Source organism: Paucihalobacter ruber (genome assembly GCF_006494535.1).
Taxonomy (GTDB): domain Bacteria; phylum Bacteroidota; class Bacteroidia; order Flavobacteriales; family Flavobacteriaceae; genus Paucihalobacter; species Paucihalobacter ruber.
Map to the genome: position 1 here is coordinate 363,066 of NZ_VHIQ01000003.1, position 22,047 is coordinate 385,112.

Sequence of the window (22,047 nt, forward strand, 5' to 3'; positions counted from 1 at the left end):
GAGACTTTACGGCACTTATAACTTGAAAGCAAAAAAATATGCTGCGTATTTTGAGGAAAATTTAATGTTGACAGGATTAACCGTGTTGATCCTGAAAAAACTCACTCGTGAAGATAGAAAGTCCGCCGGCTTTGGCCATTATTGACCTTTTTACTAAAATCAATTATTCTCAAATTTAATGTGCTTTATTAAATCTTTGAAATATTCAGGGCTCCAAATATTTAAACCATCGTCATTTTGAATAAATCGAACAACATCCTCTTTAATACTACTAAAAGAAACTGAGTTGATTTTGGCCTCTAATAGCCCAATAATCTGTTCATTAGAAATACTATCATCTTGCCAGTCGTTTGTGTCTTTTGCTCTAGACAGGAAATGATTTACATCTAAAGGAATTCCTTTTTTGATATACCATTCTAAATCGTACCAATCTCTTCCTTTAACTCTTTCTTTCCACTTCCTAAATAGCAGGGCATGCATTTTACCTGCAAATAAGCTTGGTTGCGTAAAACATTTCACGTAAAAAGAAAATGGACGGAGTAATAACTTTTCTTCGGTTCTGAAATTCAATGGAGGCTGTCGATCAACTTTTATTTTTATTTTCAAAGTCTTGTTAGAACGCACTCCAGTTTCCTTGATGATATCTACCAGTACAATTTCTTGCCATATTGTTTCAGCTTTTAAAAAGGCAGAATCAATAGTTTTTTGGTTGGTTTTTTTCTTTTCGGTAATACTCACCGTTAGTCCTAATGACTTAAATTCATCCTGAATAGCTTTGAAATAGGGCTTAATTGAAAAATTTAAATCAGGTTTAAGTAAAGAAAAATCCAAATCTTCTGAATATCTATCCAATCCATAAAAAATGTGGAGAGCGGTTCCACCATAAAAAGCTGCTTTCTCAAAAAAATCGGTTCTTGATAAACCGGCTAAAGTAATTTCTTGCATGATTTCTCGTAGTGCAGCTACTATTTCTTCCTCATTTTTAGGATTATATTCGGCTATCCAGTCTTTTATCATAATGCTTTCAAGGTTTTAATAATCAATTCTAGACTACTTTTTTTTGGGGCATTTTCAAGCCATAATTCCATCACTTTGGTGTCTAATGTTTTTAATACCTCACTATCCATCCGAAGATCTTGCATTAAAAATTCTCGCGTTTCCTTAATACTTCTAAGATAAATTTTGGGTGTTAGTACAACTTTATCACATAAAGCTTTTTCAGGAGAGGCAACTAACATGGTTTGCTTAGGTGAATAGGCAATGTTCTTAATTCCATAAGAATAATAAGGCGTCTTTAATTGTTGGTAACTAAATCGGCCAATAGGCGTTTTATATAACTTTGAAGTTTTTATAGTTACCGAACTTATTTCATAAGCTCTTTCAGGTATCATGTTCCAATAAGATAATGCGGACTCTAATGACACATAACTCGGCCCCCTAAGATGATTGGCTATTAGAAAAGGTTCCGGTGTTGGTAGGTCCATTTTAGGTCCTGTTATATAGAGTCCTCTTCTAATTGAAATAAGCTCTTTGCTCTTAAGTAGCTCACTAATTTTATCGTTTGGACTCTGATAATCACTTAGCAATTCTAAAATCAAATGCCTAGATATAGGCGCTTCAGCATATTCCTTTACGATTGTTCTAAAATCCATATTGTCATTATTATATCTAATAATCGGAAAATATCCGATTAACTAATGTAAAAATAGCAATTAAATGTGAAAATACAAACAGATAATCGGAATTAATCCGATTATCTGCTCAAAATTAGAATCACGAATCAGGATTCGCTCCGCGCATCCTGACAAAGCTCCGCTTTGAAAATAGTTCAAATAAAAAAACGCTCAAGCAAGCTTGGCCCCTATTATTAAGTTATCATGATTACAATCACGAATCAGGAGTCGCTCCGCGCATCCTGACAAAGCTCCGCTTTGAAAATAGTTCAAATAAAAAAACGCTCAAGCAAGCTTGGCCCCTATTATTAAGTTATCGTGTTTACAATCACGAATCAGGATTCGCTCCGCGCATCCTGACAAAGCTCCGCTTTGAAAATAGTTCAAATAAAAAAACGCTCAAGCAAGCTTGGCGTTTTTTTATTTGAACTATTTATTCGTGACCTCGACAGGGTTAACCTTGTTGATCCTGAAAAAACTCACTCGTGAAGATAGAAAGTCCGCCGGCTTTGGCCGTCGGTTTTTTATTTTCATACGGGATTGAAAAGCTGAGGCTTTTCATCCCTTCTTAAAATAAAAAATCCGCTCTTTTCAGAGCGGACTTTCTGCATTAAGTGACCTCGACAGGATTCAAACCTGTAACCTTCTGAGCCGTAATCAGATGCGCTATTCAATTGCGCCACGAGGCCTTATTTTATTTTTCAAATACTCTCTTCCAGAGCCAGTCTTGAAATATTTTTCCCTTTCAATCGCTTCTCTTTCTGAATCATATTCTTCGTGATATACCAAAACCCAAGGTCTATAACCTTTTGTGGAACTTGTTTTACCACTGTTATGCTCTTTTAACCGTTCTTCAAGCCTATTGGTATGACCTTTATAAAGCCTTCCATCTTTTGTACTTTCTAGAACGTAAACATAATATTTCATAACTCCGATGCGCCCTGCCTGCCTGCCTGCCGGTCAGGCGGGCCGGCAGGCAGGTATTCAATTGCGCCACGAGGCCTTATTTTATTTTTCAAATACTCCCTTCCAGAGCCAGTCTTGAAATATTTTTCCCTTTCAATCGCTTCTCTTTCTGAATCGTATTCTTCGTGATATACCAAAACCCAAGGTCTATAACCTTTTGTGGAACTTGTTTTACCACTGTTATGCTCTTTTAACCGTTCTTCAAGCCTATTGGTATGACCTTTATAAAGCCTTCCATCTTTTGTACTTTCTAGAACGTAAACATAATATTTCATAACTCCGATGCGCCCTGCCTGCCTGCCTGCCGGTCAGGCGGGCCGGCAGGCAGGTATTCAATTGCGCCACGAGGCCTTATTTTTGTGGGTGCAAATATACTATTTTTATAGAACTACCGCCAAAGAATTTATTCAAAATTCAAAATGTTTACTTTTGCAACGCAAAACACTTATCTCTTTATAATGATTGAACTCATTTTAAATCCGTGGCCCTGGTATGTTAGCGGTCCGCTTATTGCCATTGTGATGTTTTTACTGCTTTATTTTGGACAAACTTTTGGCATGTCTTCGAACCTTAGAACTTTTTGTACCATGGGCGGTGCTCATAAATTTTCAGACTATTTCAAATTTGATTGGCGCACTCAAAAATGGAACTTAATGGTAGTTTTAGGTGCCGTAATTGGTGGTTTTATCGCAGTTTTTTTTCTCTCTAACCCTATCAATATCAACCTCAACCCCACAACTGTAAGCCAACTGGAAAATTTGGGTTTCAGCAATGCCGGCAATAGCATTTTACCTCCTGAATTGTTTGATTGGAATCAGGTGCTAAGCATTAAAGGATTGGCCATATTAATTATTGGCGGCTTTTTAGTAGGCTTCGGCACACGTTATGCCGGCGGTTGCACTTCGGGTCATGCCATTACCGGTTTGAGTAGTTTGCAATGGATTTCGCTTGTGGCCGTTATTGGATTTTTTATTGGCGGATTGGTAATGATTCACTTTATTTTTCCCTTAATTTTCTAAACTCATGAAATATCTAAAATATTTATTGGTTGGTATTTTCTTCGGAATTGTTTTAACAAAATCTGAGGCTGTATCATGGTACAGAATTTACGAAATGTTTAAGTTTCAATCCTTCCACATGTATGGCATCATAGGTTCTGCTGTAATTACAGGCGCTATATTGTTATTGATTACTAAAAAGTCGAAAATTAAAAACAGTAATGGTTCGGTTATCAAAGCGCCTGAAAAAGAAAAAAATATTAAGAGCGTCCTCATTGGCGGCACTATTTTTGGCCTGGGTTGGGCCTTGTGCGGTGCTTGTCCGGGACCCATGTATATTTTGGTTGGCACGGGCACCTTCACGATGCTGATTGTAATAGCGGCTGCATTATTAGGTACGTTTTGCTACGGATTACTAAAACATAAATTACCACATTAATGGATGTCATCGAAATTTTAGGCTATGCCGGCGCCTTAATAGTAGGGCTCATACTTGGACTGATTGGCGGCGGCGGCTCAATTTTAACCGTGCCTTTGCTGGTGTATATTTTAGGATATAACCCCGTAACTGCAACAGCTTATTCTCTCTTTGTGGTAGGTTCGTCTTCATTGTTTGGATCTATTCAGAAATTGCGAAAAGGATTGGCGGATTTAAAAATAGGACTCGCCTTTTCGTTTCCATCTTTTATTGCGGTTTACCTTTCAAGACGTTTTCTGGTACCTAATTTACCGGAAGTTTTCTTCAATATTCAAGATTTTCAACTTACCAGAGATGCCGCTATCATGACCTTTTTTGCCATCGTCATGCTCATGGCATCTTACTCGATGATTAAAAATAAAAAAGACAACGCAGTAATTAGCAACACCGTTCAACCTTATTATAAAACTTTTATTCAAGGACTCATTATTGGAACTGTTACAGGAATTATTGGCGCAGGTGGCGGATTTTTATACGTTCCGGCATTGGTGCTTTGGGCCAAATTACCCATGAAAAAAGCGGTTGGCACATCGCTGATCATCATTACCATCAATTCGTTAATTGGTTTTACCGGCGATGTAAAAACATTAGAGATCGATTGGACCTTTTTACTCATTTTTTCGGGCATTACCATTTTAGGTATTTTAATTGGAGGTATACTTTCTAAATACATTCAAAGTAAACACCTTAAAAAAGGTTTTGGCTGGTTTACACTTATCATGGCTATCTACATTATTTACAAAGAACTACAATAAGCTTGTAACATAAGTTACAAAAATGCGCACTAAATTTTGTAACTTTGTTAGGACTGCATTGTTTGTTAGTTAACCTTTAAAAAAGAATTTATGAAAATTGAGCAATTATACACAGGATGTTTAGCGCAAGGCGCTTATTATATTGAATCGGAAGGTGAAGTTGCCATTATTGACCCTTTAAGAGAAACGCAACAATACATCGATAAAACGAAAGCAGAAAATGCCAAAATTAAATATGTGTTTGAAACCCATTTTCATGCCGACTTTGTATCGGGGCACATTGATTTAGCCAAAAAAACAGGTGCTACCATTGTTTTTGGTCCGGGTGCTAAAACCGACTACAATATTCATGAAGCCAAAGACGGTGAAATTTTTGAACTAGGCAATATCAAAATTAAAGTATTGCACACGCCCGGTCATACATTAGAATCGACAACCTATTTGTTAATTGATGAAAATGGAAAAGACCACGCCATATTTTCGGGCGACACCTTATTTTTAGGGGATGTTGGTCGTCCAGATTTGGCTATTAAATCTGATTTAACCAAAGAAGATCTGGCCGGTATGTTATTTGAATCGCTTCGCCATAAAATCATGCCTCTGGCAGACGATGTGATTGTTTATCCGGCGCATGGTGCCGGTTCGGCCTGTGGTAAAAACCTTAGCAAAGAAACGGTTGGTGTCCTTGGCGAACAGAAAAAAACCAACTACGCCTTACGCGCCGATATGACCAAAGAAGAATTCGTCAAAGAAGTATTGGATGGCATTGCGCCACCACCGCAATATTTTGCCAAAAATGCCATGATGAATAAAATGGGATACAGCAGTTTTGAAACTGTTCTCGAAAAAGGCAATGTACCACTAACGCCCGAAGACTTTGAAGCCCTGGCCAATCATGAGTCGGCTTTGGTATTAGATGTACGCCATCAAAACGATTTTGTAAAAGCACACATACCCAATTCGATATTTATTGGATTAGACGGACAATTTGCGCCATGGGTTGGTGCCTTAATCACCGACATTAAACAACCTATTTTACTGGTGGCACCTGAAGGAAGAGCCCAGGAGGCGGTTACCAGATTATCGAGGGTTGGTTACGACAATACACTGGGATATCTTGAAGGCGGTATTGAAGCCTGGAAACAGGCGGGAAAAGACATTGAAACATTAGCATCTATTTCGGCTCAAGAATTTGAGACTAAGGTGAAATCAGGTGATACCAATATATTAGACGTTCGTAAGGATGGTGAATATATATCGTCTCATATTGAAGGTGCACAACATTTTGCTTTAGATTTTATCAATGAGCAAATGACTGAAATAGACAAAGACAACACCTATCACATCCACTGCGCCGGAGGATATCGTTCGGTAATTGCGGCGTCCATATTAAAAGCCAGAGGTTATAATAACCTGGTTGATGTGGCAGGCGGATTTGCAGCCATTAAAGAAACCAAAATTCCTGTAACGGCTTATGTTTGTCCGTCGACGCTTTAAACTAATTATTACTAACTTTAAATCAACATCAAATGAAAAAAAACATGGGAACTGCCGATAAATCTGTAAGAGTTTTATTGGCCATTGCAGTAGCAGCATTGTATTATTTTGACGTGATTGGCGGTACACTTGCCATTGTACTGATGGCTTTTGCCATTATATTTTTACTGACCAGCCTTGTGAGTTTTTGTCCGTTATACACCTTATTGGGTGTTAATACTTGTAAAACAAAATAGAATGGAAATTAAAAACACCGAATTAAAAATACAAAATTTGAAATGCCACGGCTGCGCCAATACCATTACAACGCAGTTATCAAAATTAGATGGTATTGGTGAAGTGGTGGTGGTGAATGAAACTGATAGTGTTAAATTCAACTATTCTAACGACTCCAATTTAGAGGCTGTCATTAAAAAGCTATCGGCTTTGGGTTACCCAATTGAAGGTGAAAACAACGCGCTACACCAAAAGGCAAAATCTTTTGTAAGTTGCGCCGTTGGCCGAATGAACAGTTAAACGATTTCGGCACTTAAACCCGCCTGCAGCAATTTAGAACAGCGCGGTTTTAAATCTTCGTAAGGACCCGTTTTAACGGTACATTTACCTTTGTAGTGAACAATAATGGAGCATTGCTCTGCCTGTTCGGGTGTATGGTCGCAGGCGTGAATTAGGGTATTGATCACATGATCGAAGGTATTGACATCATCGTTAAACAAGATGATTTCATTTTGTTTAACAGTGTCTTCTTCGAGCAACAGGTCTTCCAGTAATTTTTCTTTGGTACTCATAAGGCTATCTTTTTCAAGCCATGAAAATACTAATTTTTCAATTTTAATGCAACCCATTTATTTTTTTCGAGTGTATCGACCAACGAAAGTCCCAATTCTTCGGTCTTTTCAGTGATTGCCGGTATGTCTTCCCGATAAAATCCGCTTAAAAATACCATTCCGTTGGGATTCAAGCACGATACATAAGTGGCCATATCATCCAATAAAATGTTTCGGTTGATATTAGCAATAATAACATCGTAAAATTGCTCACCCAACAAAGAAGCATCACCTTCAAACACAGAGATTTTGGTGCAGTTATTTCGTTCGGTATTCTCAAGACTGTTCAAATAACACCAGTTGTCTATATCGATGGCATCTACTTTTTTGGCTCCTAGTTTTTCGGCTAAAATGGCCAAAACGGCGGTGCCACAACCCATATCTAAAACAACTTTACCTTTCAAATCATTTTTCAACAGATGCTGAATCATCATATGTGTGGTTTCGTGATGACCGGTGCCAAAACTCATTTTTGGTTCAATAATTAAATCAAACTGCGTATCAGGTTTTTCGTGAAATGGCGCTCTCACCGTGCATTTATCGTCTACAACAATCGGGTGAAAATTGGTCTCCCACTCCCGGTTCCAGTTTTGTTGTTCAATTTCTTCAATTGTATAGTTAATACTATAATTTTCTGAAGTTAAAATCTCAACATCCTCTAAAATGTGTTCGTGCCAGTCTTGTTTTTGGATGTACGCCGACACGCCGTCTTCGTTTTCTACAAAACTTTCAAAACCGGCGTATCCCAATTCTGCGGTTAATATATCAGTGGCCGGTTGAAGCGGATTAACAACAAAATGGTAAGCGATATAGATGTTCATTATTATTTTTTTGCAAAGGTAAACATCAGTTGAGTGGTAAATAGTGTTTTTATTACATTAAGCAAACATTAAAATAAACATTTATTGTATTAATGATGATAATTCCAATTGGTTAGTTTGTTAAAAAAGATAATTTGCTGGCTTATACAACTAAAAATAACAATCCTGCTTTGAGGTATTTAAATGCGAATGTACTCTATTTAAAGAATATATATAACGACAACCCAAACCAAAAACTAAGATTTTAGAGGACAAACCACATCAACAATGTTCCAAATACACACAAGGAAAAAATTTGTGTTTGAGATTTCAGATTGAGATTGGTATTTGAAATAGTATAAAGTTATTGTTTTAATAGAATGGTAAGAAGTAATTTTAACAAATTGAGGAATTCCTCATTTTACTTATCTGATATAATGGTATTTTAACATCTGTTTTAAAACAATTATTTTTTGTTTATTTATTTTTGAAATTAAATCTATCTACTTGAGATTGTTAAGAAAAGTCTTTTTTTGGAGTGTTCTAGTTTGTCTTTTTGCAGCAATGGGCTGGCTATTTCACCAATATTCAAAAAGACCAGATTATAAGCCTAGCAACAAAATTGTTCATATTGTAAAAAACAATAACCAATTTACGCTGATAAGAAACGGACAGCCATTTGAGATAAAAGGTGCCGCCGGAAGTTCCAACTTTCAAATACTTTCCGAAATCGGAGGCAATACCATCAGAGTTTACGATACTGTTAACCTAAAAGCTGTTTTAGATGAGGCCGAGAAGTTCAATTTAGCGGTAATTGTAGATATTCCCATCCCTAATTACCATAAAGATTATTTTAATTATCAGAATAAAAACCTACAAAACAATTTAAAAGAAAGTGTAAAAAGCCTGGTTAACCAATACAAAAACCATCCGGCATTATTGATGTGGAATTTAGGTAATGAACTCCATTTTCCTATCACACCATTTGCTAATGAATTTAACACTACTTACAAAGAACTTATCAATATTATTAAAACAGAAGACCCCAATCACCCTCTTAGTGTAACAACCGAAGGCAGCAGATCTAAGACGCTTTTTTTATTTTTTAATTTTCCTGAAATAGACATTTATGGTTTTAATACATTTGGTGCACTTCACGAGACAGAAGAAAAACTGAAAACGTTAAAACCTGTATATGGCAAATTTCCCTTCTTTATAAGCGAATGGGGCTGTAACGGACCCTGGGAAGTGAGTAGCAATAGTTGGGGAGCCACTACAGAGCCTTTTAGCAGTGAAAAGGTAAATCAGTTAATTCGCAATTACAATTTCATCAAAATATTAAATACCGGTAGCAGTATAGGATCCTTATTATTTTATTGGGGCCATAAACATGAGTCTACGCATACTTGGTTTAGTATGTTTGATCGAGAAAACAAACCCTCGCACCAAATTAAAACCTTGGAACAACTATGGAAAGATCGAGCCACATCAAATCTATTATTTAACATTCAAGACATCACAATAAATAATCACAATTCTGCTGAGAACTTAGTTTTTAAACCTACAGATACTTTAAATGCTCAAATAAATTTCACATATTTAGCTGATAGTTTAAATAACAACCAACTAACTTTTAAATGGGAATTATATCCCGAAATCTGGCATTACAGATTTAGAGATTATGAGAAAACGGCCATCAAGACGCAATTAATAAGTACAAAAAAAGTTACAAGCAGCATTGAGTTTAGAACCCTGTTAAGAGAAGGTCCCTACCGATTGTTTGTTAACATATACGATTCAAATAATTATTTTGCAACTGCCAATTTATCTTTTTACGTATTAGAAAAACCATGAGCTACTCAGCACCTGTAAAAGCACCTACGCAAAAAGAAATCTTAACCATAAGAATTCTTATCATTCTGGGTATTTTAAGTTTTATCAACTTTTTTTACTGGTTTTTTGATAACGATTTAATTGACAATAAATGGTTGTACGGTTTACTTTTACTGTCTATTACATTTGATAGCCTGCGAGTACTTTACATTTGGTATCACTATTGGGCTATTAGCATACCAAAACCACCTGAATTTAAAAGTAAGCCAACAGTAGATGTGCTTACCACCTATTTTCCAGGGGAGCCATATCAAATGGTAACCAAAACATTGTTGGCTATTAAAAAACTTAATTACCCAAATACTGCTTATTTATGCGATGAAGCCAACGATCCATACCTAAAAGAATTTTGCATAAATCATGGCATAAAGCATGTTACCCGCAATAACCGTATAGATGCTAAGGCCGGCAACATTAACAATGCACTAAAAATAGCCAACGGCGATATTTGTTTGGTACTAGATCCTGATCATATTCCTTCAGAAGATTTTTTAGATGTAGTATTACCCTATTTTGAAGATGAGCAGGTGGGCTTCGTACAAACAGTTCAATCTTACTATAATTGCAATTCATCACTGGTGGCAAGAGGCGCCGCAGAACAAACCTACCATTTTTACGGCCCGGTAATGATGACTATGAATACCTACGGCACCGTGAATGCCATTGGTGCTAATTGTGTGTTTAGGCGAAAAGCTTTAGATAGTATTGGTGGACATGCGGCCGGACTTTCTGAAGACCTTCATACAGCCATGCGACTACATGCGAAAAAATGGACATCGGTTTATGTGCCGCAGGTACTTACCAGCGGATTGGCTCCAGACACCTTAGGCGCCTATTACAAACAACAACTTAAATGGTCTAGAGGCACTTTTGAATTATTATTTACCGTTTATCCAAAACTTTTTAAACAATTTACCAACAGGCAAAAACTACATTATGGTATTTTACCACTACATTACTTATCGGGATTTATCATTTTAATTAATTTACTAATACCAATAATTTCGCTTTTACTATCTACTACGCCTTGGAAAGGAAATATTGTAAATTTCAGCTTCCTGTTTTTGCCGGTACTTCTAAGCATCCTCACCATACGGTTATATGTTCAAAAATGGGTAATGCAAAAAAGTGAATACGGCATACACCTCACCGGTGGTATTTTATTTATAACCACCTGGTGGTTTTTTGTTTTGGGTTGTATTTATACCTTCTTAAGAAAAAAAATACCCTACATACCAACTCCAAAAGATGGTTCAGAAATAGCAGGTTTTAAATTATTATTCCCAAATATATTATTTGCAATGCTATCAATATTTGCGGTTATTTATGGGCTTTACAAAGATTTTACTCCCTTCTCAATAATCATGTCCGGCTTTGCCTTACTAAATGCCTACTTCTTGTTAAATACACTTTGGTTTCACAATGAAAAGATTATTAAACATAAGTTTATAAAAACAGATTTAACGGGTATAAGAACTATTTTATCGCCAAAAAAACATGAGATCTACCATTTCTGGAGACAATTTGCTTTGTACATTTTGGTAGCTTGTTTACCCCTTTTTTTTATAGCGCAATACAAGATAGAACGGAATAAATTTGAAAATTTAAGCACTACATCTAAAAGACTCAATGCTTTAAAGAGTTTTGGCGTATTTTTTCCTTCGGAAGATGACGGCATAACAAACATTACTTTAGTTAAAAATCTTGAAAATGAGTTTTTCACCAAATACAACATTATTTCGTTGTATGTGCCATGGGTTGATCTTGAAAACTCAAACTTTCCATGCTCCGAAATTGAAGCGATTTATAAACGCGGGTCAATTGCGATGATCACCTGGGAGCCTTGGATACCGGAATCATTTGAAAACATCGATAATTTACACGTGTTTGAGCTCATCCGGTTAGGAGCTTTTGATGATTATATTTCAAATATGGCTTTAAAACTTAAAGAGATTGAAGCACCTGTATTGTTGAGATTTGCCCACGAATTCGACAATCCATTTTATCCTTGGTTTGTAAATAACGACCAAGGATTTAATGATCTCAAAAAAGCATGGCAACACATTCATCAAATATTTGACCGTGAAGGAGCTACCAATGTACAGTGGATTTGGAATCCGTGGGAAGCTAAAAATGTTGCTGCCTCATTTCCCGGTAGCAACTATGTAGATAAAGTTGGATTAAACATTTTGAATTATGCTCATTTGAATCCTCAAAATCGCGATTTCTCTTTTCAAGAATTATATCAACCTTTTAAAAAAGAACTATTTAAACTAACTAACCTGCCAGTTATTATAACCGAATTAGGAAGTTTAGGCCAAACCAACAAGGAACGCCTCAATTGGAATATAGAAGCCTTCAAGAGTATTGCGCAATATCCCGAAATTGAATCGGCTGTATTGTTTTATAGTAATTTAGATAATAATCTGCCTTTAGAAACAAACAATATAAATGCAGAGGTACTAGACTGGACGTTCAAATTAGAGGAATTCAGCCCCAATATTAAAATAACTAAGACTATAAATATTGAAAGTAATTTAAACATTCCTAAAAAAGTTCTTGGAGTTAACTACAATAAAGGGAGAAACTGGAGCAAGAGTTTTTATACTTTAAATAGACGAACTTTAATAAAGGATTTCAAAGAAATGAAAAAACTCGGTATTAATGCCATACGCTATACTAATAACAAAGTTTACAATTACAACGTGTTGAAATTAGCCGAAGAAGCAGGAATACAAGTATCTTTTGGGTTTAGCATACCTACCGATATAAACTGGGCTGAAGATGAACAGAAAAAAATAAAACTCAGCAATGATATATTTCAAACTGTAAAAAACCTGCAAAAGCACACATACATTATTAGCTGGCATTTTGATACAGATGTACTCGCTCAGTTAAACTATCAATACAATAGAATTGAGGTTACAAAACAACAGTATGCTTATTTAAACTGGCTCGAAAGCCTATTAAATAAGATTAAAGCAACAGATGCATCCAGACCTTTTATTATAGATATTGAAGTATCGTCTCAATTTCATAATAATTTCCATATTATACAAAGCCAAATATCAAACATTGATGCTATTGGTTTGCTAGTAATTGACGATAGATACTTACAAGATGCCCTTACAAAACTTAATGATGAAGATATCAATTATCAAATATCTCAAATTAGTGCTACTTCTTTAAACCAACATATAGTAAATCAAATCAATATACCCTATTTTATTACCAACTGGCAAGACAACCACGAGTTTAATAAAATTTCTTTTGACGGATTATTAGATTTAAGCGGCAAACCAAAAACAGATTATTTTGAGCTCAAACGACTGCTCGAACAAGATTCATCAGCAGATATTCTACCGGAAATCAAAATATTAAAGCCTGCAAAACTCTTGTACCCTGGTCATACACAAACGTATAACGCCATGGTTTTAATAGATAATTTAAATTGGGTTTACGGCGAAAGTCTAAAGAATTTCGAGTTTGAATGGTATCTGATAAAATGCAATGATACAGGCGATTTTTTAGCAATTAAAAAACTAGATAATACACCAAAACTAAAACTCACCATTCCCGAAGACTATAACAACTATCTGCTTCAATTAAGGATTAGCAACCAACAAATGTCCAGGCAGACAATAACTACTTTAAACACACCTTTAAATCAATTAAATTAATTCATTTAATTAAATAGCATTCACAATCGCATAAAAATCCTCAGCTTTTAAAGAAGCCCCGCCAATTAATCCGCCATCAACATCGGGCTTTGAGAATATTTCGTTAGCATTATCAGGTTTAACACTACCACCGTATAAAATGGTAACACTTTCTGCCAAGTCGTTGCCGTATTTGTCAGCTAAGGTTTTACGAATAAAGGCATGCATGTCTTGTGCCTGTTCAGGACTGGCGGTTTCACCGGTGCCAATGGCCCAAACCGGTTCGTAAGCTAAAATAATATTTTTAAATGCGTTGGCATCTAAATGAAACAAGGCATTTTTAATTTGACTTGCTACGATGTTTTCGTGATTACCCGATTTTCTATCGGCTAATTCTTCACCAAAACAAAAGATGATCTGCATATGGTTTTCTAAAGCGGCATTGACTTTTTTTGCTAAAAGCTCATCAGTTTCATGAAAATAGGCACGACGTTCGCTATGACCTAAAATGACGGTATGTACACCAACGCTCTTTAACATGGCGGCACTCACTTCACCTGTGTAGGCACCATTAGCGGCAAAATGCATATTTTGGGCCACAACTTCTATATCGCTACTTTTAACTGCTTCTACTGCGTTGACCAAATTTGGAAACGTTGGTGCAATCATCACTTTGGCTTGAGAGGTTTTTTTCTGACTTATCAATGCTGCAATTAAATCTTTTGTTTGGGCTGCATCGTTATTCATTTTCCAGTTACCTGCTACTACTTTTGTTCTCATAAGATTAATATTTTAATTCTTTTATAATATCTAAACTATAATTGTTTACAACTAATTCAATTTAACTTTGGGATCTAACCACACATAAATGACATCCACCAGCATGTTTATTAAAATAAACAGCAAGGAAATTACTAACACCGAACCCATAATTACCGGTAAATCTAAAGTATTTAAAGCATTGACGATTTCTTTTCCCAGACCATTCCATCCAAAAATATACTCAACAAATACGGCACCGGCCAACATAGACGCAAACCAACCAGAAATAGCCGTTACTACCGGATTTAAAGCATTTTTTACAGCATGACGCCTCAGCACTTGAAATGCGCTTAAGCCTTTAGCTCTGGCGGTTCTTATATAATCCTGACTTAAAACTTCGAGCAGCGAATTTCTCATAAGCTGAACCACCACCGCCAAAGGTCTTATCCCTAAAACTATGGCAGGCAGAATTAAATTTTTAAGCTGAAGCTGCATTCCTTCTCCATAATCATCCATTTCGTATAAACTTCCGGTCATTGGTAAATTGGTGTATTTATGAAGTACAAAACCAAAAATCCAGGCAAAAATAATAGCGCTAAAAAAGGACGGCACACTCATACCAACAGTGCTAACAACCTGAATTATTTTATCGATATAGGTATCTTTATACAAGGCCGAAACAATTCCCAACATCACACCTATTATGATAGCGATGGTAATGGCGCTTAAAGCTAAAACTGCTGTATTTGGCAAAGTTTCGGCAATAACTTCCGAAACATTTTTACCTTGTTTAGTGAAAGAAGCCCGTAAATAGGGTTTTTTAATTACCAGATTGGTATTACCAAAACTAAACAGTGTAAAGGCCTGATATTTTCCAGGGGTGAGATTTGTATAATCTGAATCGTTTTTTGAGTGAAATGAAACAGGCGACAAATCGTTGATATAGTAAAAATATTGCGTGGTTAACGGCTTATCAAATCCGTATTTTTTCTTGATAATATTGAGCTGCTCACTACTTTCGTTTTGACCTAACATCATCTGAGCCGGATCGCCGGGCAATACATTAAACAATAAAAATATCACCGTTATTACTCCAAATAATGTAAGTAGGGCGTAAAATATTTTATTTAAGATGTACCTAATCAGTTGTCAAAATTTAAAATGATAATTTGTCTGAATCATTCCAGTGAACCTTTTGCAAAATGGTTCCGGAGTGTACTTTTAACAATCCCGGATTTGACCGTACTATGGTCTTCAGTGCCGTTTCGTCGCAGAAGTAAAAGTCTAAATTTAAACCATAAGTTTTATTAACCGATTGCTGAAGTACCTCGCCCGAAGCCGTTAAAGCCACCACTTTATAACCTGCCGTTTCGGCCTTGTTAACAACAGTTTTTAGTTTTGAAAGTCCGTCGCGCTCTACCCTATCCAGATTAAACATCACAACCATGAGTAATTTTGGCTCTGACATCAAATCTTCGGTATAATCTTCGCCGTCTTGTTCCATTGAAAAATCGTGAATGGGCGGTTCGTAACCTTCTTTTACTACTTTGGTTTCAACCCCTACATATTCGCCATTTTCAACAGATGGATAACTACCCGAAGTAATAAATTTCTGTTCTTTACCATCAACTTTAAAGGTCCAGGTATATTCAATTTCGGCCTTTTGTGCATCTTCCGGAACCATCATATTATCGATAATATTGGCGCCAATTTTGTAAGGTCTGAAATCTATGGCAGGTAAATGCATTAACACATGGTATGCGAAACTTAAGCACAACATAAAACTTAACAACGAAACCACAGTAAGGCCTATTGGCTTCATCAACGGCTTTATAAACTTTAAGCCTTTCAATAAAATTAGAATAAACACAAGAAGTACAACATCTTTTGTAAAAGATTCCCAAGGTGTTAATTTAACCGCATCGCCAAAACAGCCGCAATCGGTTACTTTATTGTAGTAAGCCGAATAGAAGGTTAAAAACGTAAAAAATACAATCATGGCCAGCAAACTGTAAACAGTAAATTTAGCATTGTAACCAATTAATAAAAAAACGCCAAGTAGCACTTCAAAAATTACCACAAAAATTGATATTCCCAACGCATAGGGCTCAAAAAACGGCAAATTAAGAACTGCCGAGGAAAAATATTCCTCTAATTTAAAGGCAAATCCAACCGGATCATTCAACTTTATTAGTCCGGAAATAATGAACAAAACGCCTACAAATAGTCGAGAAAAATGTACCAGGTACTTCATATAGTTTAATTATTTTCGTTTAAATGTATCATGGCAAACACCGCGTAGTTGATCATATCCTGATAATTGGCATCAATACCTTCGCTTACCAGTGTTTTGCCTTTATTGTTTTCTATTTGTTTAACACGCAATAGTTTTTGCAAAATTAAATCGGTTAGAGAACTCACCCGCATTTCGCGCCAGGCCTCACCGTAATCGTGATTTTTATTTTGCATTAAATCTTTGGTAATTTTAATATGCTTATCGTACAACTCGAGAGAGGTTTTAAGCTCTAAATCGGGCTGGTCTGCAATACCCAGTTCAATTTGAACGAGTGCCATGATGCTGTAATTAATAATCCCAATAAACTCACTGCGTTCGTCCTCGTCTATTTTTTTGATGTCATTTTCCTGAAGGCTTCTTATGCGTTGTGCTTTTATAAAAATCTGGTCTGTAAGGGATGGCAGCCTTAATATGCGCCAGGCACTGCCGTAATCTTTCATTTTCTTTTCAAATAACGAACGGCAAACCGAAATTACCTCATCATACTGTTTTAAAGTATTCTGCATACAAATCATTTAAATTTGTGTAAATTTCGCACAATTATGTTAAATGTTCAAGATTTAACCCCAAAGTTTTCTTTTTAAATGACCATTAACTGCAAAGGACAACTTATCGACTTATCTACTCCAAAAGTAATGGGTGTACTTAATCTAACACCCGATTCTTTTTACGACGGTGGAAGTTATAAAAATGAGCTTGATATCTTAAGCCAAGTTGAAAAAATGCTTCGTGAAGGTGCTACCTTTATTGATGTTGGTGGTTACAGCTCTAAACCCGGAGCAGAATTTGTAGCGGAAGATGAAGAATTAAGGCGCGTCTTACCTGTTGTGGAATTGCTTATCAAAAAGTTTCCAGACATTATTTTATCGATTGACACCTTTAGGAGTAGTGTTGCTAAAGCATCTATTGAAACCGGTGCCGCTATGATTAATGATATTTCGGCCGGAATGTTAGATAAAGAAATGATTAAAACCGTTGCCCGCTTGCAAGTACCGTACATTATGATGCATATGCGTGGTACGCCACAAACCATGCAACAACTAACCGTTTACAACGACTTGTTAAAAGAGATGATTAGCTATTTTGCGGAAAGGTTACAGCGAGCCAAATCTGAACAATTAATTGATGTGATTATCGATCCCGGATTTGGTTTTGCCAAAACAAGAGAGCAAAACTTTGAATTATTGGGTAACTTAGAACTTTTAAATATCATTGACAAACCTCTATTAGTAGGCGTTTCTCGAAAATCAATGATTTACAAAACTTTAAATAGTACACCAGAACAAGCTTTAAACGGTACTACCGCACTTAATATGCTAGCACTTACCAAAGGCGCCAATATTTTAAGGGTTCACGACGTTAAAGAAGCAGTAGAATGTGTTACCTTATTCAACCAACTAAAAAGACAATGAAAAATATATTTATAGTAATATTCGCCTTATTCTTAATTGCATGCAGTAATGAAGATAAAACTATTTTATTACCTCATGTTGAAACTTCAGTAATTAACGAAATAAAAGATGTTTCACCTGTTTTCATATTTTTCAATCCCAAGAAAAAAGACAGTGTAGAACTTAATCGAAAAAACCTGATAAGCACCACTAATTGGTTGTTTAATATTGATAAGCGGCATCAATTGCAAAAAATAATCCCCTCAATAAATGAGCTTCAAGAAAAAAGAAAAGATGCCAAACTTCATAAAAATGAAAAAGCCCGAAATTATTTTAGCTGCAATGATTTAGAAAAACAAACTTTAGGCTTTATTGATTTTACCGAAGTTGAATTTGCATTCAACGATCGCAACACCTACATCAAAGAATTGATAAACCGCGATGATAAGGTTGAAAACGTAGTAATGGAGTTTAAACCTCAAGGAGAAATTAACATATACCTCCCTTCAAACCATAAACTCAGATATAAACAAGAGCTTAGTAAAATTTTAGAAGCTGAAGTGTTCAAAAATGAAACACCTGATACCATTTACCTTGCCTTTGACGGATTAATGAATTTTCAGGAATTTATTACCTATCAGAGGCAAATTGAAAAACTTGCCGAAAATAACATCGCCATTGCACCTAAAGAATTCATTCTCTATTGATATTATTTTCTACTTTTACAAAAAGTAATGTTTTGGATTATCTAAAATCATTAGACTTTAGCTTTATGAATGTGCTAGATGTAATTCTGGTAGCCATTCTTTTGTATTACGTTTATCAGTTGTTAAAAGGCACGGTTGCCATTAACATCTTTTTGGGCATTGCCATTTTATACCTTATCTGGCGTCTTACCGAATATCTGAACATGCGGTTACTTTACACCATTTTTGGTGGATTCATGAAGGTTGGTATTATTGCCTTAATTGTGGTATTTCAACCCGAAATACGCAAGTTTTTGCTCATGGTTGGCTCAACAAACATCAAACAACGCAGAAAGAACTTTTTAAGCCGACTTAAAATTTTTAAGAACGAATCTACTTCATTAACCAATGTAGAAGCCGTTGTTAAAGCCTGTACTAAAATGGGAAGTACCAAAACCGGTGCGCTCATAGTTTTTGAAAGACACAACAATATTGATTATTTGGTAACGATTGGTGATGAAACCGAAATCAAGGTGTCTGAGGTGATATTAGAAAGCATCTTTTTTAAAAACAGTCCGTTACACGATGGAGCAATTATCATCACTAACAATGTTATAAGAGGTACACGAGTTATTTTACCGGTTAATATGGGAAAAACCATACCCAATCATTTTGGTTTAAGGCACCGGGCTGCTATTGGTATTACTGAAAAAACCGATGCGCTGGCATTGGTAGTAAGCGAAGAAACCGGGCAAATTTCATTTATAAAAAACGGTGACTTTTGTGATTATACAGATACTGCCGATTTAATTCAAAAAATTAGAAGCTATTTGGAAAAATGAATTGCAAAAATTGTGACACCAACCTAATTCCGGATGCCTCTTTTTGTAATGATTGCGGTGGAAAAGTTATTCACAAAAGACTCACAATTAAAAACCTCTTAATACACGTAAGTGAAACCTTCTTTAATTACGATAATAAATTTTTACAAACAATCATCAAACTTTTTACTGACCCTAAAGACGTTATAGACGGCTATGTTAAGGGTGTAAGAAAAAAATACATTGATCCGTTAGGCTTTTTTGCGATTTCACTTACGCTGTCCGGATTGTATTTTTTTCTCATAAAGAACTATTTTCCGAATATATTTGATTTTATGATGGTAACGTCTGATAGCAATACTCAAATGTTAACCCAAAAAATTATTGAACCGTTAATTGAATATAATTCGTTAATGTATTTTATGTTTATACCTCTTGCCGGTTTAATGTCTTATCTTATTTTTATTAATAAGCATTACAACTTCACCGAGCACATTGTTATTTACTTCTACACACTCCCATTATTATCGAACATGTCGATTATATTAAATATGCTGGTGTATTTGATTTATCCTAAAATACTGCTTTCTTTTAGTGTTTTTTACTTTATTGGCTTTTTTATTTACATGGGCTATGTCTTAACTAGAATATTTAGTCTTAGTGCCAAACAATTAATTATCAAAACTCTTATATTTTTACCTTTCTTTTTTATGGTATATATAATTATTTCTATTGCAACAGTTATCCTCTTAATATTATTTGGCCAAGTTACACTTGAAGACTTTGAGCCACCTTCGTAAATTGTACTTCATAAAGATTTTTATAATAACCGTCTGGTTTTTTAATAAGCTCCAAATGTGTACCTTCTTCTACCAATTCACCTGAATCCATCACCAATATCTTATCGGCATTTTGTACGGTTACCAATCTGTGGGCGATAACGATACTGGTTCTGTTCTTGGTAATTTTTTCGGTGGCTTTTTGAATGAGCTGTTCTGAATAGGCATCGATAGATGACGTGGCTTCGTCTAAAACCAATATAGCCGGATTGGTAACATAAGCTCTTAAAAAAGCAATGAGCTGCTTTTGACCCGATGATAACATCACGCCGCGTTCTTTAACATTGTACTGATAACCATTTGGCAAACTCATGATAAAGTCGTGTATGCCTATATCCTTCGCTGCCTGGATCACATCTGCTTCGGTGATGCGCTCATCTTTAAGTGTAATATTGTTTAAAATGGTATCTGCAAACAAAAACACATCCTGTAATACTACTGCAATTTGTTTTCTAAGAGAGGCTAGTGTGTAATTATTGATATTGGTATCGTCAATTAAAATTTCGCCACTTTTAATATCGTAAAATCTACTCAGCAGGTTGATAATAGTAGATTTTCCGGCACCTGTGGCACCTACAATAGCGATGGTTTGTCCCGATTTTGCTTCAAAAGAAATTCCCTTTAAAACCGGTTCGTCGGGCACATAAGAAAATTCAACCTTTTTAAATGCTATATCACCTTTAAAATGGGGTGCTTGTTCAATGCCATTATCGTCTATTTGCGACTGTGTATCAAGTACCTTAAAAACGCGGTCTGCCGCCACCATTCCCATTTGTAAGGTATTAAACTTATTGGCAATTTGGTTAAGCGGTCTGTACATCATAGGTATAAACATCATAAACGCCATAAGCTGACCAATGGTAGCAGTTTCGTTAAATATAACGTTTAAACCGCCTATCCAGATCACCGCTCCCATAGTAACTGATGACAAGAATTCGGCTATAGGGAAAAATATAGAGTTATACCAAACCGTTTTGAGCCAGCCTTTGGTATGACGCTCATTGATGACTTTAAATTTTTCATACTCGGTTTGTTCTCTTGAGAATAACTGAAGAATTTTCATTCCGGTGACACGTTCTTGTACAAAAGAATTGAGATTGGCAACCTCGGTACGCACTTCTTCGAAAGCGCGTTTCATATATTTTTGAAATATTTTGGTAGCGTAAAGAATGATTGGTAAGGTGACGAAAACAATTAAACTGAGCTTCCAATTCATATAAAACATGACAGCTCCTACAATTAACATCTTAAGAATATCACTGAATATCATAAACAATCCTTCGCCAAAAATATCGGCTATGCGCTCCATGTCGGTGACAGCTCTGGTAATTAATACGCCAACAGAGGAGTTGTTGTAATATTTCATTTTAAAACTAAGCATGTGATCAAAAAGCTTGATGCGTACATCTTTAACCACTGTTTGACCTAACCAGGATGCGTAATATATAAACAACAAGTTGCACACCACTTCTAACAGTAGCAACACCAGCATGACTACAATTAAGAGTACAAATCCTGTGTATTCCTTTTTGGAGACTTGCTCATCAATGGCCATTTGAACCACATAAGGTCTTGCTGCGCCAAAAACAGCCAATCCTATTACTAAAAATAACGAGCCAATAAAAACCGGTTTGTATGGTTTTACATAATCGAGCAATCGTTTAAATAAGGATGTATCAAAAATATGATTTGAAGTATCGGCCATT

The 22,047-nt window shown here is 35.7% G+C and carries 23 protein-coding genes and 1 tRNA gene; 12 read left to right on the forward strand and 12 right to left on the reverse strand.

Features of this window, described 5'->3' with window-relative positions:
* Positions 1-159 precede the first annotated feature (159 nt).
* The 5 genes from FJ651_RS07905 to FJ651_RS07925 all read right to left on the reverse strand — a co-directional run bounded on the left by FJ651_RS07905 (position 160) and on the right by FJ651_RS07925 (position 2,914).
* On the reverse strand, positions 160-1,017 hold the full coding sequence (locus tag FJ651_RS07905; protein WP_140989971.1) for a nucleotidyl transferase AbiEii/AbiGii toxin family protein: 858 nt from the start codon (positions 1,015-1,017) through the stop codon (positions 160-162).
* A complete protein-coding gene (locus FJ651_RS07910) occupies positions 1,014-1,652 on the reverse strand; it encodes a type IV toxin-antitoxin system AbiEi family antitoxin domain-containing protein (RefSeq protein WP_140989972.1) in 639 nt (212 codons plus the stop codon). The genes FJ651_RS07905 and FJ651_RS07910 overlap by 4 nt, the downstream gene beginning before the upstream one ends.
* Before the next feature lie 636 nt (positions 1,653-2,288).
* Positions 2,289-2,362, reverse strand: a tRNA-Arg gene (locus tag FJ651_RS07915).
* Positions 2,340-2,600, reverse strand: a complete 261-nt coding sequence (locus FJ651_RS07920) for a GIY-YIG nuclease family protein (protein WP_140989973.1) — start codon at positions 2,598-2,600, stop codon at positions 2,340-2,342. The genes FJ651_RS07915 and FJ651_RS07920 overlap by 23 nt, the downstream gene beginning before the upstream one ends.
* Positions 2,597-2,914 (reverse strand): GIY-YIG nuclease family protein, encoded by a 318-nt coding sequence (locus FJ651_RS07925; RefSeq protein ID WP_140989974.1) that lies wholly within the window; start codon positions 2,912-2,914, stop codon positions 2,597-2,599. The genes FJ651_RS07920 and FJ651_RS07925 overlap by 4 nt, the downstream gene beginning before the upstream one ends.
* Before the next feature lie 186 nt (positions 2,915-3,100).
* Between FJ651_RS07925 and FJ651_RS07930 the strand changes: the two genes are divergently transcribed.
* From FJ651_RS07930 to FJ651_RS07955, 6 genes are all read left to right on the forward strand, one after another.
* Positions 3,101-3,658 carry a YeeE/YedE family protein gene (locus FJ651_RS07930; RefSeq protein WP_140990138.1) on the forward strand — a complete coding sequence of 186 codons (558 nt, stop codon included), beginning with the start codon at positions 3,101-3,103 and terminating at the stop codon, positions 3,656-3,658.
* 4 nt (positions 3,659-3,662) lie between these two features.
* Entirely contained in the window at positions 3,663-4,076 is a 414-nt protein-coding gene (locus tag FJ651_RS07935) for a DUF6691 family protein (protein WP_140989975.1), read from the forward strand.
* Positions 4,076-4,870 carry a sulfite exporter TauE/SafE family protein gene (locus tag FJ651_RS07940; RefSeq protein ID WP_140989976.1) on the forward strand — a complete coding sequence of 265 codons (795 nt, stop codon included), beginning with the start codon at positions 4,076-4,078 and terminating at the stop codon, positions 4,868-4,870. Before FJ651_RS07935 ends, FJ651_RS07940 begins: the two co-directional genes overlap by 1 nt.
* A 90-nt stretch (positions 4,871-4,960) precedes the next feature.
* Positions 4,961-6,367: an MBL fold metallo-hydrolase gene (locus tag FJ651_RS07945; protein ID WP_140989977.1), complete on the forward strand. Its 1,407-nt coding sequence runs from the start codon at positions 4,961-4,963 to the stop codon at positions 6,365-6,367.
* Positions 6,368-6,399: 32 nt separating this feature from the next.
* Complete coding sequence (locus FJ651_RS07950; RefSeq protein WP_140989978.1) at positions 6,400-6,603, forward strand: YgaP family membrane protein; 204 nt, start codon at positions 6,400-6,402, stop codon at positions 6,601-6,603.
* Between the two features lies 1 nt (position 6,604).
* Complete coding sequence (locus FJ651_RS07955; protein WP_216746106.1) at positions 6,605-6,883, forward strand: heavy-metal-associated domain-containing protein; 279 nt, start codon at positions 6,605-6,607, stop codon at positions 6,881-6,883.
* On the opposite strand, the gene FJ651_RS07960 is transcribed toward FJ651_RS07955, so the two are convergent.
* On the reverse strand, positions 6,880-7,155 hold the full coding sequence (locus tag FJ651_RS07960) for an ATP-dependent Clp protease adaptor ClpS (protein WP_140989979.1): 276 nt from the start codon (positions 7,153-7,155) through the stop codon (positions 6,880-6,882). The two genes, FJ651_RS07955 and FJ651_RS07960, sit on opposite strands and share 4 nt — an antisense overlap.
* Positions 7,156-7,184: 29 nt before the next feature.
* Entirely contained in the window at positions 7,185-8,015 is an 831-nt protein-coding gene (gene prmA / locus FJ651_RS07965) for a 50S ribosomal protein L11 methyltransferase (protein WP_140989980.1), read from the reverse strand.
* Positions 8,016-8,501: 486 nt separating this feature from the next.
* Here prmA and FJ651_RS07970 point away from each other — a divergent pair, with 486 nt between their 5' ends.
* Positions 8,502-9,848, forward strand: a complete 1,347-nt coding sequence (locus FJ651_RS07970; RefSeq protein ID WP_140989981.1) for a glycoside hydrolase family 2 TIM barrel-domain containing protein — start codon at positions 8,502-8,504, stop codon at positions 9,846-9,848.
* Positions 9,845-13,567: a glycosyltransferase gene (locus tag FJ651_RS07975; protein ID WP_140989982.1), complete on the forward strand. Its 3,723-nt coding sequence runs from the start codon at positions 9,845-9,847 to the stop codon at positions 13,565-13,567. The genes FJ651_RS07970 and FJ651_RS07975 overlap by 4 nt, the downstream gene beginning before the upstream one ends.
* A 9-nt stretch (positions 13,568-13,576) precedes the next feature.
* Here the strand turns inward: FJ651_RS07975 and tpiA are convergent, their stop codons facing one another.
* From tpiA to FJ651_RS07995, 4 genes are read right to left on the reverse strand one after another with little or no spacing between them, the layout of a single operon-like run.
* Complete coding sequence (gene tpiA, locus FJ651_RS07980) at positions 13,577-14,326, reverse strand: triose-phosphate isomerase (protein WP_140989983.1); 750 nt, start codon at positions 14,324-14,326, stop codon at positions 13,577-13,579.
* A 51-nt stretch (positions 14,327-14,377) separates the two neighbouring features.
* Positions 14,378-15,454 (reverse strand): ABC transporter permease, encoded by a 1,077-nt coding sequence (locus FJ651_RS07985; protein ID WP_140989984.1) that lies wholly within the window; start codon positions 15,452-15,454, stop codon positions 14,378-14,380.
* A 10-nt stretch (positions 15,455-15,464) separates the two neighbouring features.
* Positions 15,465-16,562, reverse strand: a complete 1,098-nt coding sequence (locus FJ651_RS07990) for a BT_3928 family protein (RefSeq protein ID WP_140989985.1) — start codon at positions 16,560-16,562, stop codon at positions 15,465-15,467.
* A gap of 5 nt (positions 16,563-16,567) precedes the next feature.
* A complete protein-coding gene (locus FJ651_RS07995) occupies positions 16,568-17,110 on the reverse strand; it encodes a DUF1599 domain-containing protein (protein WP_140989986.1) in 543 nt (180 codons plus the stop codon).
* Positions 17,111-17,188: 78 nt separating this feature from the next.
* Between FJ651_RS07995 and folP the strand changes: the two genes are divergently transcribed.
* The 4 genes from folP to FJ651_RS08015 are packed head-to-tail and all read left to right on the forward strand — an operon-like array spanning position 17,189 to position 20,302.
* Positions 17,189-18,016 (forward strand): dihydropteroate synthase, encoded by an 828-nt coding sequence (gene folP / locus FJ651_RS08000; RefSeq protein WP_140989987.1) that lies wholly within the window; start codon positions 17,189-17,191, stop codon positions 18,014-18,016.
* Positions 18,013-18,702 (forward strand): hypothetical protein, encoded by a 690-nt coding sequence (locus tag FJ651_RS08005; RefSeq protein ID WP_140989988.1) that lies wholly within the window; start codon positions 18,013-18,015, stop codon positions 18,700-18,702. Before folP ends, FJ651_RS08005 begins: the two co-directional genes overlap by 4 nt.
* Positions 18,703-18,734: 32 nt before the next feature.
* Positions 18,735-19,523, forward strand: coding sequence for a diadenylate cyclase (locus FJ651_RS08010; RefSeq protein WP_216746107.1), 789 nt, complete (start codon positions 18,735-18,737; stop codon positions 19,521-19,523).
* A complete protein-coding gene (locus FJ651_RS08015; protein WP_140989989.1) occupies positions 19,520-20,302 on the forward strand; it encodes a DUF3667 domain-containing protein in 783 nt (260 codons plus the stop codon). The genes FJ651_RS08010 and FJ651_RS08015 overlap by 4 nt, the downstream gene beginning before the upstream one ends.
* Here FJ651_RS08015 and FJ651_RS08020 read toward each other — a convergent pair.
* On the reverse strand, positions 20,271-22,046 hold the full coding sequence (locus FJ651_RS08020; RefSeq protein WP_140989990.1) for an ABC transporter ATP-binding protein: 1,776 nt from the start codon (positions 22,044-22,046) through the stop codon (positions 20,271-20,273). The two genes, FJ651_RS08015 and FJ651_RS08020, sit on opposite strands and share 32 nt — an antisense overlap.
* Between the last annotated feature and the right edge of the window lies 1 nt (position 22,047).